This is a genomic window from Lentisphaera profundi, from assembly GCF_028728065.1.
Taxonomy (GTDB): Bacteria; Verrucomicrobiota; Lentisphaeria; order Lentisphaerales; family Lentisphaeraceae; genus Lentisphaera; species Lentisphaera profundi.
Map to the genome: position 1 here is coordinate 2,471,357 of NZ_CP117812.1, position 18,534 is coordinate 2,489,890.

General features: G+C 41.8%; 13 protein-coding genes. 6 read left to right on the plus strand and 7 right to left on the minus strand.

What is annotated here, in order from left to right; genetic code table 11:
- Positions 1 to 132 precede the first annotated feature (132 nt).
- Positions 133 to 4,053: a PVC-type heme-binding CxxCH protein gene (locus PQO03_RS21260; protein WP_274153218.1), complete on the plus strand. Its 3,921-nt coding sequence runs from the start codon at positions 133 to 135 to the stop codon at positions 4,051 to 4,053.
- Positions 4,054 to 4,124: 71 nt separating this feature from the next.
- Here PQO03_RS21260 and PQO03_RS21265 read toward each other — a convergent pair whose 3' ends face one another.
- The 3 genes from PQO03_RS21265 to PQO03_RS21275 all read right to left on the minus strand — a co-directional run bounded on the left by PQO03_RS21265 (position 4,125) and on the right by PQO03_RS21275 (position 7,696).
- Entirely contained in the window at positions 4,125 to 4,961 is an 837-nt protein-coding gene (locus tag PQO03_RS21265) for an aldose epimerase family protein (protein ID WP_274153219.1), read from the minus strand.
- A gap of 11 nt (positions 4,962 to 4,972) precedes the next feature.
- A complete protein-coding gene (priA, locus tag PQO03_RS21270; protein WP_274153220.1) occupies positions 4,973 to 7,180 on the minus strand; it encodes a replication restart helicase PriA in 2,208 nt (735 codons plus the stop codon).
- 72 nt (positions 7,181 to 7,252) lie between these two features.
- On the minus strand, positions 7,253 to 7,696 hold the full coding sequence (locus PQO03_RS21275) for a hypothetical protein (protein ID WP_274153221.1): 444 nt from the start codon (positions 7,694 to 7,696) through the stop codon (positions 7,253 to 7,255).
- A 116-nt stretch (positions 7,697 to 7,812) separates the two neighbouring features.
- Between PQO03_RS21275 and lpxB the strand changes: the two genes are divergently transcribed.
- The 3 genes from lpxB (at position 7,813) to PQO03_RS21290 (ending at position 10,417) form a co-directional block, all read left to right on the plus strand.
- Positions 7,813 to 8,937 (plus strand): lipid-A-disaccharide synthase, encoded by a 1,125-nt coding sequence (lpxB, locus tag PQO03_RS21280; protein WP_274153222.1) that lies wholly within the window; start codon positions 7,813 to 7,815, stop codon positions 8,935 to 8,937.
- Positions 8,934 to 9,668, plus strand: a complete 735-nt coding sequence (locus tag PQO03_RS21285; protein ID WP_274153223.1) for a DnaJ domain-containing protein — start codon at positions 8,934 to 8,936, stop codon at positions 9,666 to 9,668. The genes lpxB and PQO03_RS21285 overlap by 4 nt, the downstream gene beginning before the upstream one ends.
- 110 nt (positions 9,669 to 9,778) lie before the next feature.
- Positions 9,779 to 10,417, plus strand: a complete 639-nt coding sequence (locus PQO03_RS21290) for a glutathione S-transferase family protein (RefSeq protein WP_274153224.1) — start codon at positions 9,779 to 9,781, stop codon at positions 10,415 to 10,417.
- Positions 10,418 to 10,510: 93 nt separating this feature from the next.
- Here PQO03_RS21290 and lysS read toward each other — a convergent pair whose 3' ends face one another.
- Positions 10,511 to 11,989 carry a lysine--tRNA ligase gene (gene lysS, locus PQO03_RS21295; protein ID WP_274153225.1) on the minus strand — a complete coding sequence of 493 codons (1,479 nt, stop codon included), beginning with the start codon at positions 11,987 to 11,989 and terminating at the stop codon, positions 10,511 to 10,513.
- Positions 11,990 to 12,110: 121 nt separating this feature from the next.
- Positions 12,111 to 13,325 carry a sigma-70 family RNA polymerase sigma factor gene (locus PQO03_RS21300; RefSeq protein ID WP_274153226.1) on the minus strand — a complete coding sequence of 405 codons (1,215 nt, stop codon included), beginning with the start codon at positions 13,323 to 13,325 and terminating at the stop codon, positions 12,111 to 12,113.
- Positions 13,326 to 13,455: 130 nt separating this feature from the next.
- Between PQO03_RS21300 and PQO03_RS21305 the strand changes: the two genes are divergently transcribed.
- The gene (locus tag PQO03_RS21305; RefSeq protein ID WP_274153227.1) at positions 13,456 to 15,831 is read left to right on the plus strand and encodes an endonuclease MutS2; all 2,376 of its coding nucleotides are present in this window, start codon (positions 13,456 to 13,458) and stop codon (positions 15,829 to 15,831) included.
- Positions 15,832 to 17,127: a voltage-gated chloride channel family protein gene (locus tag PQO03_RS21310; protein WP_274153228.1), complete on the plus strand. Its 1,296-nt coding sequence runs from the start codon at positions 15,832 to 15,834 to the stop codon at positions 17,125 to 17,127. It begins immediately after the preceding gene.
- A 28-nt stretch (positions 17,128 to 17,155) separates the two neighbouring features.
- Here PQO03_RS21310 and PQO03_RS21315 read toward each other — a convergent pair whose 3' ends face one another.
- The gene (locus PQO03_RS21315; protein ID WP_274153229.1) at positions 17,156 to 17,995 is read right to left on the minus strand and encodes a mechanosensitive ion channel domain-containing protein; all 840 of its coding nucleotides are present in this window, start codon (positions 17,993 to 17,995) and stop codon (positions 17,156 to 17,158) included.
- 74 nt (positions 17,996 to 18,069) lie between these two features.
- Positions 18,070 to 18,510 carry a VF530 family protein gene (locus PQO03_RS21320; protein WP_274153230.1) on the minus strand — a complete coding sequence of 147 codons (441 nt, stop codon included), beginning with the start codon at positions 18,508 to 18,510 and terminating at the stop codon, positions 18,070 to 18,072.
- Positions 18,511 to 18,534 lie beyond the last annotated feature (24 nt).

An 18,534-nucleotide genomic window follows, 5' to 3' on the forward strand; every position in this document is an offset into this window, starting at 1 on the left:
AAAACTAGTGAAAAAACCAGATGTTTCTTATTTATGATCAGCTAAGATTCTTATTTTTAAAAATTGTAGCACGCAAGATTGTATACTTATTGCGTATTCATTCAGTAGATAAATTAATTATTAGGAGCTCAAATGCTAAAAAAACTCATTGCCCTCACATGCCTCGCCGCGTGTTCCTTTGCCGCAGACAAGGCAAAAGTTATTCTCATTGCTGGTCAAGATAGCCACGGACCAGGTGATCACGAATTCCTCGCGGGCTGCACCATCTTAAAAAAGAAACTTGATGCCTCCATGGGCGATAAGATCGAAACTATTTTAGTTGAAAAAAATTGGCCCGCAGATGAAAGTATTTTTGAAGGCGCCGATGCGATAGTTATTTATTCGGATGGCCTCGGTCGTCACCCCATAAAAGACAAACAGGCCTTCATTGGCAAACTCATGGACAAAGGTGTTGGCCTCGCGATGATGCATTTCGCTTGTGACGTCCCAAAGGGCGCACAAGGCGAGAACTTTAAAAAATGGATTGGTGGTCACTATGAAACAAAATGGTCCACCAACCCTCATTGGACTTGTGATTCCATCCTTCATAAAACTCATCCTATATCAAAAAGCGTAAAAAACTTTTCGGTCAATGACGAATGGTACTTCAATATGCGCTGGGCGGACACTCCTTTCCATACGAATATTCTTCAAGGAATCCCCACTAAGGAAACTCGCGCAGATAGAAGGAGTTACCCACATATTGCCGCTGACGAAGGTCGCAAAGAAACTGTCATGTGGTCAGTAGAAAGAAAAGATGGTGGTCGTGGCTTTGGCTTCACTGGTGGTCACAATCATGCCAACTGGGCGAATGATGAATACCGTAAGCTTGTCCTCAATGCAATTGTTTGGCTTGCCAAAGTTGACGTACCTACTGATGGCGTGGCTTCCACGACACCAACTGAAGCTGAATTAACGCACCTCACCAAAATGGATCGTGGCGTTATTAAAGCCAAGAAGAAAAAGAAGCCGGTTCAAAAACAAACTCTAAGTAAAAAGCCCTCGACTTTTTTATATGAAAGTAAGATCATCAAAAAGAATGAATCTGTCGATATCTCATTAGACCTCAAGGGTCGTAAAGAAATCGTTCTTTATAATGGCAATGGTGGGGATGACATTAATTTCGATCACGCCCTATGGGTAAACCCTCGCTTTGTAGGTCCCAAGGGTGAACTTCCACTCAATAAACTTAAATGGATCCAGGCTAAATCTGGTTGGAAAACGCCTCAACTAGGCAAAACTGTTGATGGAAAAACTTATTCCGAAAATGGAACCGTTATTTCCAATGTGATTGGCACACACGCCGTCAGTATGATTCAATATAAAGTCCCTAATGGTTATACCACTTTTAAGGCCACAGGACGTTTGAGCTCTGGCTCAAGATCTAAGGGCAGTGCGACTTTTGCGATACTTCCAAATTATGTTGCTCCCATTGACACAAATATCGGCGCCACCTTGGTTCCACTAGATTTATTTGAAACTCACGAACAATTAGAAGCCACAGTATGGGCAACTTCGCCTATGTTCTATAATCCCACTAATATGGATATCGATGACAAGGGACGTATCTGGGTTGCCGAGGGTATTAATTACCGTAATTTCCGCAGACCTAAAATAAACATCAAACATCCTGAGGGCGATCGCATCATGGTTCTCGAAGATAGTAATGGTGATGGCAAAGCTGATAAAAGCCATGTCTTTGTCCAAGATAAAGAACTCCATGCACCCTTAGGTGTTGCGGTCATCGGTAATAAAATTATCATTTCACAACCGCCCTCTCTCATTATGTATACCGATGTTGATGGCAATGCCAAATTTGATCCCAAAATTGACAAAAAAGAAAATTTCCTCACGGGCTTCAGCGGACTCGATCACGACCATAGCTTACACTCTGTCACCTTTGGTCCCGATGGTGAATACTATTTCAACCAAGGCAATGCTGGTTACTCTGAAGTCACTGATAAAAATGGCTTCACCGTCCGTGCGGGTAGTTCATACTCTGGCGGCGCTCCATCAGTAACAAGTAATAAATCCGGTGAGATTAGTGATGACGGCCATGTCTATGTTGGTGGATTCTCTTGTCGAATTAAACCCGATGGTACAGGCTTAACCGTCATTGGTCATAATTACCGCAACAGTTACGAACAAACTGTGAGTTCCTTTGGCGATGTTTTCCAAAATGATAATGACGATCCCCCCGCTTGTCGTACAACTTGGCTTATGGAATACGGTAATGCTGGTTTTTCTTCAGCTGATGGTACGCGTAAATGGAAACTCGATAAACGCCCTGGACAAGATGTAGCTACTGCTGAATGGCGTCAGGAAGATCCCGGTACAATCCCTGCAGGTGATGTCTATGGTGGTGGTGCTCCAACAGGAATCACCTACTATGAAAACGGCGCTCTAGGCAAAAAGTATGAAGGTCTTCTCCTGTCCTGTGAATCCGTTCACAGTGTAGTTTTTGGCTACATGCCCAAAGCTCAAAAGGCTGGTTTTGAACTCAAACGCTTTAATTTCTTTAATTCTATAAAAGGAAATGCCACTGCAAAGTGGTTTCGCCCTTCAGATGTAACTGTTGGTTCTGATGGCGCTATCTATGTCTCTGATTGGTATGATCCAGGCGTCGGCGGTCACGCCATGCGTGATGCTAGCGGCAGTGGTACCATCTACCGTATCGCTCCTAAAGGCTTCAAACCCGTCAATCCTAAAATTGATTGCTCAACAATCGCAGGTGCTATTGCGGCTCTCAAGAGCCCGAATATCAACGTACGTGCTCTGGGCTTCATTAAACTCAAAGAAGACGGTTCAAAATCCATCCCCGCACTTAAAGTGATGCTCTCCGACTCTAACAAATACTTTCGTGCTCGTGCGGTATGGCTCCTCGCACAAATTGCTGGTGCTGGGTTACAAGAAGTCGAAGCTTTATTAAAGAGCCCAGAGGAACAAATGCGCACAGTCGCTTATCGCGCCTTGCGTCGTCAAAATTATAAGTTTTGGGAACTCTCTGCGCAACTCGCAAAAGATTCTTCTCCTGCAGTTCGTCGTGAAGTGGCCCTCGCTATGCGCAACGAAAACTTTGCACAAAGTCATAAAATTCTTTTAACTATTGCTCAGCAATTCGACGGTGTCGATCGCTGGTATTTAGAAGCCCTCGGTACTGGCTGTGCAAAAAAAGAAAAAGAGATGTATGATTACTTATACTCCAAGATGAAACCTGGAGATGCTCTTACTTGGTCACCTGCCTTTGCAAAAATTGCTTGGCGCCTCCATCAGCCAAACGCTCTTAGCGATTTCCGCAAACGTGCACAAGCAGGCGAACTTAACTTTGATCAACGCAAAGAAAATTTGGTCGCTATAGCCTTTGTCGACACCAAAGAAGCGGCAGAGCTTATGCTCGATATTGCTAATAACGGCCCACAAGATACACAAGAACTCGCTACTTGGTGGATTCGCAACAAAGAAACTAGCACTTGGAAAGATTATAAACTCGCTGGCCACTTGACCGCATCAGTGAAAAAGAAAAAAGCTCTTGATCTCTCTAAGCATTTAAGTAAAAGCAATGGTAAACTTCCTGCCATCAGCAAAATCTTGAAGCTCAAAGGGAATGCGAAAAATGGCCAAGTTCTGTTCAATAGTAAAGCCATTTGCTTTAGCTGTCACAAAGTAGGAAATAAAGGGATGGATGTCGGACCTAACCTCAGTGATATCGGCGGTAAATTTGGCAAAGACACATTGCTAGATGCTATGATTAACCCTTCTAATGCGATTTCATTCGGTTTTGAAACGGCCAATATAAAAACTAAAGATGGCAAAGAATACAAAGGCTACTTTATCGACTCCGATTCCGATCCCTTAGTGATTCGTGATCTTGGTGGCAATCGCACAAATATTCCTAAAAAGAATATTGCCAAAAAAGAAATGATGAAAGCATCTATCATGCCTTCAGTGAAAAACTTAAATCTCAATGCTCAAGAACTGGCAGACTTAACTGAATACCTTTCTACTTTGAAGTAATACTTTTATCAACTGAATGATAAAGCTCACTCAATTTCGAGTGAGCTTTTTTTTTGCGAACTCCGCAAAAATCACAAAGTTTTGAGGCTGACCGACGTCTTCCAACTTTGATTTGGTGGCACTAAGAAAGGCTTTGCATTGAGTGCATTTTTTCCATTTGCAGGCTCAAAACAAATATACGGAACGTCGGCTGACTTACGCCAAATAGTGAAACGTGGAAAGTCATTCGTATCAAAAGTCATTTCCACTTTTGGATTCCCTAAATTCAAGATATTTTTGGACTCATTATGTCCGATGATATGTAAATCAGGCGCTCCATGAATACGATATTTCTGCTCGCCCATATCTTCAAAACACTCAGTTTTATCCATCGCTACTAAGGTATAATCCTGTAAGTTATCATAAACTTTTTCTGCCTTCGAAGAAAAAGTGATTTCACTGGGATTATCCACGGCAAAGTAAGGATGGATTCCCGGTGCCAATGGCAAACTTTCATTCGATAAATTTTTAAACTCATAAGTCATCACTAAATCATCTGATGTAAGTTGATAGTTAACGATGAATTCAAAATCAAAGGGGTAGCGCTCTTTCGTCTTTTGCGAACTTCGCAAAACTAGACTCAAGCTACTTTCATCTTGACTCAAAAGCTCAAAATCATTATCCCTAATAAAGCCATGCTGCTTCATCGGATAAGTTTTTCCTTTCCAAACAAATGCATTATTTTCTAAAGGGCCGAAACTCGGAAAACAGAGCGGAATACCGCTGTGGGAGATATCGTCTTCTTCGTAAAATAATATATTTTTTCCATCGACGTAGAAAGCTAAGATTTTTGCTCCGTAAGTATCACAAACTACACCAAAATTCTCGTCGCCCAAAATCAATTTTGTGGCTAGCACTTTTTCATTCATCTCTTTATCCCTTACATCAATGATTGCGGATCCACATCAATAATAATCTTGTACTCCGCAGAAGTTTTATAATTAAGCCGCATCCAATTAAGGACCCGGACTAAACGACGTATATTATCTGAAAAAATAGTCAGTTGGAAACGATATTGACCACGGACTTTTTCAATCGGCGACGGCACCGCGGGCATTAAACGATCATCCTTTGAACATAGTGGACTCAAATGCCGACTAAAATCACTTGCGAGGCTCGCAACCGCGCCTTCTTCGGGACCACGAAAGTGTATTAAAACCATTTTGCTAAAAGGAGGAAATTTCATCACTTCCCTACCCATTTTTTCATCTTCATAAAAGGCATCAAAATCGCCTTCTAAAGCACACTGTAAGGCAGGATGGGTGGGATTGTAAGTCTGAATGAGAACTCGCCCGGCATCATCGCCACGACCCGATCTACCTGAAACTTGAGCTAAGAGCTGAAAAGTCCGCTCTGCAGCTCGAAAGTCTGCCATGTTCAAACCCGCATCGGCAAAGACAACGCCTACCAAAGTCACACGAGGAAAATGTAAGCCTTTGGCAATCATCTGTGTTCCAATTAAAATATCGTACTTCCCTTGCTGAAAATCACCCAACATCGTTTTGTGAGAATCTTTGCGCGTCATCGTATCACTATCCATTCGCGCAATACGCGCCTCAGGGAATACGCCACGACAGAGGCGTTCAATTTTCTCTGTCCCAAGACCAGAGAAGGAAAGATCTTTGTGATTACAATCTGGGCATCTTCTCGGTGGTTCTTTAATATCGCCGCAAAGATGACAGATCAATACATCACTTTTACGATGATAAGTATGACTTGTACTGCAGTCACCACATTTTGATGTGTACTGGCATTTTTCACAAGTTAAATGCGTTGAGTAACCACGGCGATTGAGAAATAGGATGGTCTGCATACGATCGTGCAACTGTTGCTTAACGGCTTCAATCAATTCACGTGAGAAAATTTGATTTGTCCCTGTCGCAGCGGCCTCGGTACGCATATCTACTAACTTGATCTCTGGAGTAACTGCGGTACTTGGACGTTCAGTTAACTTGGCAATTTTATACTTACCCAGATTCGCATTATTCATTGTCTCGAATGAAGGTGTTGCCGTCCCCAAAACTACTGGGCATTTATCCATGATTCCGCGCATCACCGCTATGTCACGTGCATTATAACGCGGATGGCTATCTTGCTTATAAGAGGGCTCATGCTCTTCATCTACTACAATGATTCCGGGGTCGTGAAATGGCGCAAATAAAGCTGAACGAGCACCCACAACTATTTGAGTTTCGCCTCGAGATATCAACTTCCACTGATCGTAGCGTTCGCCTTCACTTAGACCACTATGTAAAACACTCACACTTTTGCCAAAGCGCGCACGAAAACGATGGACTGTTTGCGGTGTTAGTGAAATTTCTGGAACTAAAACAATCGCTTGTTTCCCTCTTTCCAAAGCCTTGGCAATGGCTTGTAGGTAAACCTCTGTCTTACCACTGCCCGTAATTCCGTATAGCAGTACTGTCGCTGGCTTGTCTTCATCCATTTCATCGACAATGAGTTTCAAAGCATCGCTCTGCTCATCCGTTAATTTTAAAGGCTGAGTGACAATGACTTCTTCGTCTCCAAAGGGATCGCGCTCCACATGGCGGACTTCTTCTTCGATAACGCCCGCTTTTATCAAACTCTTGATCGGTGAGGCTGACACATTGGCTACCTTCATTAATAAGCCTTGTGGCGCTTCTTTTAAGCTTATAAGGGCTTTCACTACTGCCGCACGAGGAGGATATTTTTTTTCTAGTTCTGGCACTAAAGAAGCGGGATGTATATCCGCGGCAAAACTTAAAAGCTTTTGCGTTTTTTCTTTGACTTTATCTTTGCGTACGGGTGCGGGTAGCATATTCCGTACTGACTGAATCATTCCGGTGCAATAATAATCTGCAATCCATTGACCCAACTTCATCATTTTTTCGGGAATTAAATGGCCTTCATTAATCGCAATCTCTTTGAGCCGATTTTCGGGAAAGTCACATTTATCAACTAAATCAACGACATAGCCCGTTCGCTCTGTGCGTCCGAATGGGATTCGCACTCGGCAACCAAGCTTTAAATCCATACCTACAGGAATTTTATAGTCAAAGGTTTTATCCAATGACATGTCGGGCAGAACTCTCGCAAATTTAGGCATAATTATCCCCGCTCATGGATTTTTCATTAAACATTGCGTTGGATAATTGCAGTCTTCTTAATAAAAAAGACCTTAGCCACCTAATTGACGGCGAAGTTCATTTTGAAAATCTTCCATCTCTTCTTCAGAGGGACGTGCTTCTGGATCATCGAGATCCATTCCTAACTGACCATCATGACCTAAAGTCCATTCACCTTTTAAACCTGAAGCGAAACTCACTGATCCACTTAAAGCCACATCAGGGCGACTGATTTTTGAGACTTCAACATGAACCGTCGAAGGCGCTTCATCGACCATTGCAGCTTTTGCGGCTTCCGCAGCAGGATCTTCTTCGACAATTTCTGGTTCAGGCTCTAAAGAGTTCCAATCAATATCTAAATCTGCACTCATCAGACGAAGATCCATGAAAGTCATCTTCACCTTGTGCTCACCTAGTAATTCTTTATGGATTTCGTTCAGCGATTTCTCTGCACGAAGGCCCGCAATAATGATTTTTTCGATTTCTTCTTGAGTCATCTCTTTTTCCTTTTATAAATTTTCACATAATTTAAGCATAGATGAATGACTTTCAATCTTTGCAAGAGTTCACTTTCCCACTAAATTGTGCGATCATTTAACACGGAAAGATGAATATGAGCAAATGCATTTGGATTATCACTGGAGAAGCCTCGGGCGAAATTTATGGTGCCCGCATCTATTCAGAGCTCAAAAAGCAAAATCCCGACTTACATATCAAAGCCATGGGCTGCCGTGAACTCAAAGATGCTGGTGCTGAAATCATTCAGGACTCAAGTGAAATGGCCGTCATGGGCTTTGTCGAAGTCATCAAGCGCTACCCCATGTTCAAACGCATTTTTAATCAGATGGTACAACGCGCCGCCGACGAACGACCAGATGCGGTTGTCCTCATTGATTACCCTGGTTACAACTTACGTTTAGCAAAAAAACTTAATGCTTTGGGCATAAAAACTATTTATTATATCAGCCCGCAAGTTTGGGCTTGGCATAAAAGTCGCATCCCTGTGATTAAGCAAGTCGTCGATAGACTCATCGTCATCTTCCCCTTCGAAGTAGACTTCTGGAAAAAGCATGATTTCCAGGCCGATTTTCTCGGTCATCCCCTCATTGAACTTCTTGGCGAAGAACAAATCCACGAAGAACGCGATCCGAATAAATTCGTCCTGCTTCCTGGGAGCCGCAAAAGCGAGCTCAGTACTTTACTCAAGCCAATGATTGATTCTGCACTCCAGATCAGCATTAAATATCCTGAACTGAAATTTGTCATCCCCGCAGCTCGAGAATATCTCATCCCCATGATTGAGGAAGCCGTAAAAGATGTGCCCGACCCATCCAAATTCATTATCGAAAATGGTCGCAGTGTTTACTGGATGCAAAAGGCCATTGCGGGCCTCGCATCGTCTGGTACGGTAACAATCCAAGCCGCGATCCTCGGCTTGCCACTAATTTCGATTTACAAAGTCCATCCATTCACCTACTTTTTAGCCAAACGACTCGTCGACTTGGACTACTTCACGATGGTGAATATCATCGCAGAAAAAGAAATTTATCGCGAATACCTGCAAAATGATGTGCACCCAGATATCCTTGTTCCACAAATTGAGCAAATCCTGCCCGGCGGCGAACGTCAGCAAGAAGTCATTTCCGACCTCGAAGAAATGGTGAAAAAGCTTGGCAAAGGCACCAATATATTTGCTGAAACCGCAAAACTCATTAGTGAGAGCGCTAATTTACCATGACTTGGCTACAAGAATTTTTTAGTCCTGAAATCGCCGCAATCTTTGATTCGAAAGGCATTACGACTCGCAAGCTTCAAATGCTTATCATTTGCGGAAAGCGCAAAAAGCATGAAGCAAAAAAAATAAGTCCCGCTGAACGGAGTCGCTCTTTAATCCAGGGGAGCTTCACCCTTTTAGCCTGTTTTGCCAAAGCCGATTTTTTTATTTCAAGGCGTGAAGCCACCCTCTTGCATCACCTTATAAAAGTTGAATTATCTATGACTCCTAGGACAGCTCAACAAGCTGTTCAAATTTTCAACCGTATTCAAAGTATCCATGATATTGAAAGCGAAGCGCGCGATCAAATCGAAAAACTCGCTGAGTACTGGGCCCACGATAAAGACGAAGTTCAACGCATCTTTAATATGTGCCTTGCGATGTCTCTCTGTCATGGGCACATTTGCTTCCTTGCTGATAAACTTCTTCTTAAAATCATTAAAGATTTTGATTTACACCCCGTGAATTACATGCCTATTCGCGAAAAATTCTTACACCCTAATGCCGAAGCATATAATACACTACAGCTCGGCCCCATGGTTGATCAAGAGCAAATTAAACTTGCCTGGCGCCGTCAATGCACTCTCTATCATCCCGATAAAATGATGAGTGCCTCCGACGAAAAACGTAGCTGGGCCGAACAAAAACTCCATCAAGTAAATCAAGCTTACCAAGAACTCAAGAAAAGTAAATAATTCAGAATTATTTTTAATTTGCTAATTTTGAGTGATTAAAGAGATACTTTTTTGCTTTCAAATAAATCAGCATATACTTTTGATTGTATAACAAAATTATAGGCTTTCTCATGATCACTTTATATGGTTTTAGTTTCTCCCCCTACGTTCGTAAAGTACGTCTCGTCCTTGCACACAAAAATATCGAATACTCTCAGGTCATGGCTCCTCCAAGCCAAGATGCTGATTTCCTTCAAAAATCTCCTCTAGGGAAAATCCCCTATTTGACTGATGGCGATTTCTCTATCAGTGATTCTAGCGTTATCGTTCAGTATCTCGAAAAGAAATATCCTCAAATGCCCGTCTTGCCACAGGAGCCTCATAGCTTCGCTAGAGCTCTTTGGTTAGATGAGTACTCGGATACTAAAGTAAATGAAATTATCACAGGTATTTTCTTTGAACGTTTCGGAGCCCCCAAATTCTTAGGCCGTGATCCCGATGAAGCGATCATAAAAAGTAAAGAAATGCAATTCCCCGTCATCTTTAATTACCTCGAGCAAGAACTCAAAGGCAAAAAATTCCTCGTCAATGAATGCCTAACGCTCGCTGATATCAGCCTCACCAGTAACTTTGCTAATTTCTTTGGCCTAGGCTACACCATTGATGACTCACAATGGCCCAACTTGGCACGCTATACTGAGAAACTTATGAAGATAGATTTCATCAAAAAAATCGTAGATGATGAACAAGAAGAAATGGCTGATTTTTAAGTAAAAATACCATTATTGATTAATGGCTTAGACCCATCAAACAAAAAGGCGAAATCATTTGATTTCGCCTTTTTTCAATTCTATTTTTTGAGCTTAGAGATTCTTAAGCTGAGGAAATAAAATCACGTCACGAATTGTTGGAGCTCCCGTGAGCATCATCACTAGACGATCCACACCCATGCCCATACCACCTGCAGGTGGCATACCATGTTCGAGCGCCGTAAGGAAACTTTCGTCAATACGTCCGCTATCTTCTTCTTCAGTACCTTTAGCACGTTCAAACTGAGCTAGTAAACGCTTGCGCTGCTCAATAGGGTCATTTAACTCTGAGTAACCTGGTGCTAATTCTTTACCATCACACACAAGTTCAAAAACATCTACGAGTTCAGGATTATCTTCACAGCGTTTGGCAAGTGGCACCATATGAACTGGGAGGCGAGTGACAAAAGTCGGCTGAATGAGCGTTGGCTCAATTTTCTTTGAGTAAATCTCTTCAGTAATCTCTTCTTCAGTCCAACTTGGCATGATAGTACAGCCCATTTCACGACCAATTTTAGCACGTTCTTCATCTGAAATTTCGAACCAATTTTCTACTGTGTGTTCACACATGAGGTCGTGATGAGTGACTTGTCTGAAATCTTTTTCGAGATCAATGATTTTATCATCTGAATGTTTGATCTGGAGTGTACCAATAACTTTTTGTGCACAATGACGAAGAATGCCCTGCATGAGGTCCATCATCGTAGAACAATCACCATAGGCCTGATACGCTTCAATCGCCGTGAACTCAGGGTTATGCTGCTTTGACACACCTTCATTACGGAAGTTACGATTGATCTCGAACACGCGTTCAAAACCACCCACAAGTAACATTTTTAAATAGAGCTCAGGCGCAATACGCATGAACATCTCTTGATCAAGTGCATTATAATGAGTCACGAAAGGACGAGCAGAAGCTCCACCAGGAATCGGATGCATCATCGGAGTTTCCACTTCCATATACTTATCATTTTCGAGATACTCACGCATCGCAGAAATAATTTGTGCTCGCTGGCGGAAAACTTTGCGACTTTCATCATTTGAAATCAAATCGAGGTAACGTTGACGGTAGCGTGTTTCAACATCCTTGAGTCCATGAAATTTTTCAGGAAGAGGACGTAGAGCTTTGGCCAAAACTTGATATGTCGCCGTACGTACTGTGATTTCATCTTTTTGAGTCTTAAAGAGTTCGCCATCTACACCAATGATATCACCGATATCGGCTTTTTTCATACGGTTAAATTCGTCTTGATCCATGGCATCGCGCTTAGCGTAGATCTGTATACGACCTTCTTCATCCTGAATGGTCGCAAAAAGTGCCTTACCCATAACGCGCATCGTCATAACACGACCAGCTACACGTAACTCTTGTTTTTCTATACTCTCGTCATAACTGGCTATGGCCGCTACTGATGAAGTTGTTCCAGTAAATTTAGCTCCATAAGCATTAATGCCCGCATCAGTTAAATTCTTAAGTTTTTGCTTGCGTATAGCAATCTGTTCGTTCTCTGGTTTTGGTATTTTTTCTGACATCGCTGCTTCTCCGTTAATCAGTCAGTTATAATCTATATAAATCGCGCATAACATACCGAAAAGCTTTGTTTTGACAAGCCTTGATCATGAATAACTTAGAAAAGTACTTTTTTTGGAATTTTTAGAGGTCTAAACCCAAGCATTTTACTGCTGTTGGTCGACGCAATTTCTTGAGTGCAGAAGTTTCAATCTGACGGATTCTTTCACGAGAAATGCCAAATTCATTAGCAATATTTTCTAGTGTATGAAACTCGCCATCAGCTAAGCCAAAACGCATACGTAAAATCTCTTGCTCACGATCATTAAGTATGTCGAGCATCTCCACTAAACTTTCGTGTAATTGCTTTTGCTCAACTTCTGCATCAGGTAAAATAGCATCATCATTACTAATTAAATCGCCAAGCTCACTCACCTGATCTTCCGACACGGTAGTCTGTAAAGATATGGGTTGCTGGCACATACGCTTGAGTGAACGAATTTTTGCCTGAGTCATCTCTACAACTTCGGAGACTTCTTCGATGCTTGGTTCGCGACCAAATTTTTGGAAAAGTTCACGCTCAACACGATAAATTTTATTGACTTTCACCATGATATTAGCAGGCAATTTCATGGTTCTCACAAGCTCAGTTCTAGCACGTGAAACTGCTTGGCGTATCCACCAAGTCGCATAAGTCGAAAAGGTATAACCAAAGGAAGCATCGTATTTTTCTACCGCTGAAACTAAGCCGATATTACCTTCTTGAATCAAATCCAAGAAACCTTCCTGAGAATTGGAATATTTACGCGCAATCGAAATCACTAGGCGCAAATTGCCTTCCACCATGGCATTGACCGCATTTTCCATACGATAATAACATTTGCGAAAGCCATCCACAAAAGGCTTCATTAAAGAATCTTCTAATACGAAGGCTTCCTCATATTCTTTTTGCTTAAATTTTTCACTCATATCCGTATAAAAAGCCACTGAAAATTGTAACTCGCGGATTTTGTTGGCTAAGGCTTTATAGGCCAAAGAATTCTCTTCCTTGTCATAACGCTCACTGAGTTTTTCTGTATCAGTTAAATATTTGACTACATCAGCAACTGAGTAATCGCTTGATCTTTCGCCTGTAAAATAATGTCTTTTTCGCCCTGCATGGTCACGATAGCCTTCATTCTGAAGTAATTCTCTTACGAGTTTGGGGAAGGCAGATAAAAGTTCATTTAAATGAACACGTGATTCACGAAAGCTGGAAGAGTAATAAATTTCTTCTTCACTAGTTAAACGTGGTAAGTTCGCCACATTCTGCATATAAGCAGAGATCGTATCAATTCCAGAGTAATTCGAATAAGACATATAACTCATTTTTTAACTAATTATTCACTCAAGCTAGCTTAACAATAAGGGAAAGCAAGAGCCATACTCATCTTGAAGTGCTTGTTTTGCGTTTTACATTGCAGTCAAAAATTCAAGTAAATCTACCCGTATGAATCAACACAGTCAAAAAATCCTAGAATTCCCCGATCTCTTAAACTGGATAGCCTCTTATGCAAGAAGCACTTCCGGAAAAATGTCTATTTCACGTCTTCAGCCAAGTTCGGCAAAAGTCCCGCGTCGGCAGCAACTTTACAAAGATTTCGATGCCGTCACCCAGCTCATTCCCGAAGGTATCCCCTGTAGCAATTTCTCTCTTCCTGATCTGAAACGTCTCAATGCCGAAGATTCTTGGATTGAGCCCGACGAAATTATTGAAGTGCGGAGCTTTATTCATTACTCCGCTCAAATGTATTCTTGCTTTAACAAAGAGTCATTAAAAGCTTTCGACAGCATCCGTGAACTTCATGAGCGTATCCTTCCCTTTCGTGAGCTCCGAGATGAGTTCAATAAAATTTTTGATGCTAAAGATCACATCAAAGATAGCGCTTCTAAGGAGCTCGCTGAAATCCGTCCCATGATTCGCAAGTGTGAAAAGGCAATCAAAAATCGTTTGGATTACTATCTAAAAAATGACAAAAATGAGATTTTCCAAGAAAAATATATTACTTCTAGAAACGATCGTTTTTGTCTTCCTTTAAAAAGAGATCAAAAAAGTAAACTCAAAGGCATTGTTCACGATGAATCCGCCACGGGTCAAACTATTTTCATCGAACCGGAATCTATTGTTGCCCTTGGCAATGAACGCGCCGGCATGCTCAGCGACGAACGCAAAATCATCTTTAAAATCATTCAAGAACTCTGTTCATATATTCGTAGTGAAACACCCGATTTGCTCCAGGCTTTCAAGACTCTCACTCTTTGCGATCAATGCTTCGCAGTAGAAGCATGGAGCTCTGAAGTCAATGCTCGTTTTCCCAAAGTTGGTAAAGTCTTTAAATTAATCAATGCGCGTCACCCTCTCCTATTTAAAACGCTCAAGGAGCAGGGGCACGAAGACCATCTCGTCCCTTTAAACATGGAACTCCCCTCGGATCTCACCACTCTTGCAGTAACGGGATCCAATACTGGTGGCAAAACTTTAATTCTAAAAACAATCGGACTTTTGAGCATTATGCATCAAAGCGGACTGCCCGTGCCTTTGAATGAATTTTCTGAGCTACCCTTATTTGAAGACATCTTGGCCGACATCGGTGATGAGCAATCTATCAGCCAAAATCTCTCGACATTTTCTGCTCACCTCAAATCAATCAGTGCTATCCTGAAATCAGCTCGTCAAAAACAGAGTTTGATACTACTCGATGAACTTGGTTCAGGTACTGATCCAGTGGAAGGTGGAGCTTTAGGCAATGCCATCCTCATGGATTTAGCCAAAAGTGAGTCACTCACACTGCTAACTACGCATATTGGTGCGATCAAAGTCTTTGCTCAAGAACGCGAAGGTATGATGAATGCCGCTGTGCGTTTTAATCGCGAAAGCCTGAGACCTGAGTATATCCTCGATATTGGCATCCCTGGTGCGAGTCATGCTATTGAGATTGCCCGTAATCACGGTCTTCCTCACGATATTTTAAAAGATGCTAAGAGCTTCCTTTCTGATAAAGAGCTCAAACTCGAGAATGTTATTGGTAAATTGCAGAAGCAACAAAGTCAAATGCAACAAGATGCGCGTGAAGCTCAAAAAAGTCGTGACACCGCCTTAAAAGAAGCGGCTAGTGTTCAAGAAGAACTTACCACTCTGCGCCGCGAGCGTAAAGATATTTTGCGACAAGCGCAAAAAGAAGCCGAGAGCATTCTCAATAACGCTCGTAGCCATGTGGAAAAAATCGAACGCAAGCTCAAAAAACATCAACCCGATACCGATATTAGCGACCTTCGCAAACAAATCATCCAGAAACGCGATGGCTTGCGTACTGCCTTAGATAATAACCAAGTCACTCCCGTCGAGCCGATCAAAGATCAAGAGCTCAAAGAAGGAGACAAAGTTTGGGTCGAAAAACTTCAAAGTCACGCCAAAATTATTAAAGTCGAAAAAAAGGGTAAGCAATTCCTGCTCGATGCTGATGGCATGCAAATCACTATTAAACGCAGTGAATTGGGTACTGCTGAATCAGTTCCTGAAGTCAGAAAGCCAAAGATCAAGCAAGCGAAGCAAAGTTATCACGTAAGCAATAACGTTTCCATGGAAATAAAACTCATTGGCATGTATGCAGAAGCCGCTTTACGAGAATTGGATAACTGGTTATCTTCTGCTTATGGCAGTAACCACGATCAAGTCAAAGTCATTCATGGCCGTGGCACTGGTCAATTGCGTCGAGCTGTTCATAAACATCTTGCTGCACAAAAATACATCCAACGCTTTTACTGCCCTGACCTCTCCGAGGATCCTGCAGGTGATGCCGTAACTTGGGTTGAATTTAAACGCTAAATGAAAAAGCAACTCTCCACACAATTTAAAGATGCAGGTCACTTATGTAAGTGGCTTCTGATATCTATTATTGTGGGGACTCTAGTTGGCTCTGCTGTTGCTTGGTTCCTTATGGGTCTCGAATGGGCCGGAAATTTTCGCGATGATCGCATGTGGATTATTTGGTTCCTCCCACTTGGAGGTCTTTGCATTGGCCTCACCTATCACTATTTAGGGCAAAATGTAGTTAAGGGAAATAATCAACTTTTAGACGAAGTCATAAAACCTAGTAAAGTCATCCCCTTGCGTATGGCTCCTCTCGTGGCGCTAGGCACTATTGCCACACATCTTTTCGGAGGCTCTGCTGGACGTGAAGGTACGGCTGTACAAATGGGTGGTTCTATTGCCGATCAATTTAGTAAAGTTTTTAAACTCGATAAAGCCGAGCGCAAGCTTCTTCTCATTGCGGGAATTGCCGCAGGCTTTTCTGCTGTATTTGGCACCCCTTTAGCCGGAGCTGTTTTTGCCCTAGAAGTCTACGTTATTGGACGAGTTCAGTACCAAGCTATTTTACCCGCCTTCCTTTCTGCAATTATTGCCGACCAAGTCTGTATTCAATGGAAGTATCCAGCGATTATTAACCATACTCACTACCTCCACCCAGACGCTCTTGGTATCACCCCCGCAAATTTATTTTTTACTTTTCTTGCTGCCATCCTCTTTGGCTGGGCCGCGATGCTTTTTTCGAAAGCTAATCACTTTTGGAGTGCGTTATTCTCCAAAAAAATTTCCTACCCACCCCTTAGACCTTTTATTGGTGGCATCATCCTCGCACTTGCGTTCTGGGGTCTGAGCTTAACATCCGTTGACTTCACCAAATATATCGGCTTGGGTGTCCCTGTAATTGAAAGCTCTTTTACTGAAAAAATGATGCCCTACGACTTTGCACTTAAACTTCTTTTCACGTCCTTCACTCTTGGAGCAGGCTTCAAAGGTGGCGAAGTCACTCCTCTCTTTTTTATTGGAGCGACCTTGGGTTCTGCACTCTCACTATTTATCCCCTTGCCTCTCGCACTACTCGCTGCCATTGGCTTTGTCGGAGTCTTCTCTGGCGCAACTAATACACCGATTGCCTGTACACTTATGGGCATAGAACTCTTTGGAGCACAAATAGGCGTCTACCTCGGTCTCTCTTGTGTTGTCGCATATATTTTCTCAGGTCATTCCAGTATCTATAGCTCACAAATCCTAGGTCACGTCAAACACCCAAGCCTCAAAGACGACGAAGATAAAGCATTAAAAGATACTCATAGCTAAAGTTAGCGAGGTAATAGTTTTTACTTGGCTACTCTTGCTCGTCTTGTCCTAAAAGACCCAGTTCCTCTAGTTGATCAAAATGGAATCTCAGCAATTCTTGATCTATATCTGGAGCTTTATTAGTTTCGATAATAAATCTTAATAAGAGCTTCACCATCTTTCCATCATAATCAATAATGACTATTTTAGGCTCACACATTTCTTTCGTAAGTTCTCCAACGGAAAATTGCTTTTTAATACTCTCAAAAGCCGAGTCGATATCTTGAGTTGCCAATTTATCCATCTTTTCTCTCAAGCCATTTTCAATAGTTTTTAAATGCTTAATTTTAGACAATTTAATTTCAAGAGTATACAACTTATAAGTGGCTGTATTATTTTCATTAATAACTCCAACAGCTAAAAACAAGCTGTTGGGAATAACTATGGTCTTACCTGTGAAAAAATCGTTATTTTCACTAGTTCCCGTATCGTATAAAGTTGTTGATAGCAAAGTTTGATCAACCACAAGGCCCTTATATTCGCCGACGCTAATACGATCCCCTAAAGAAAAAGAATTTGTTCCCGCTTTGAGAACAGAACCCATTAAGCATAATATTAATTCTTTAGTGGCTAAAACTATGGCGGCTAAAACAGCAAGTAAAGAGATGAGTAAATTCTGAATTTGTTCGCCCCATATTACGAGCAAGCAAAATAGAAAAATGAAAAAGCAGGCGTTTCGCAATTGAATCGTCCATCGTTGGCGCAGGGCCGCAGATTTAAGCGAAGAACGGCATATTTGTTTCTGTATGAGGAAACGAAGTACCAGACTCAAAAGCAAAACGATGAGAGTCTTGATTAACTTGTCAAAAATAATTGGATCTATATTCATTTACGTTCCTTTATTCACAAAGCTAAATAACCTCCTCATAGGTCATAAACAAAATATTTATGTAAATCTACTATTCATAGAAAGGTCAATTCGTAAAGAGCTTCAACTTTTTTTCGCGCCCATTCATTCTTACGCAAAAATTTAAGGCTCGACTTCATTGATGGATCATGATTAAAACAACGTATATCTATGCGTTCGCCTAGACCTTTCCATCCGTAATATTCTTCAAGGTTAATAAGGATAATTTTGAGTGTCACCCCATCCATTGGATTCTTGTTTTGGGTCTCATCCATAAGTTTATCAACTTGCTCGACATCGAGCGTATCGACTTCTGGCGAAGCATCTTGAGCGAGTTCTTTGTTTTGTGACTCATCCGTAAGTTTATCAACTTGCTCGACATCGAGCACATCGATTTCTGGCGAAGCATCTTGAGTGGATTCTACATCAAGCTTATCAGGCGAAATACTCTGGTTCAATTCTTCATTTTTAGAATCATTATCACTCGTGCTTGGCATACGTAAATCCTCATTCATCTAATT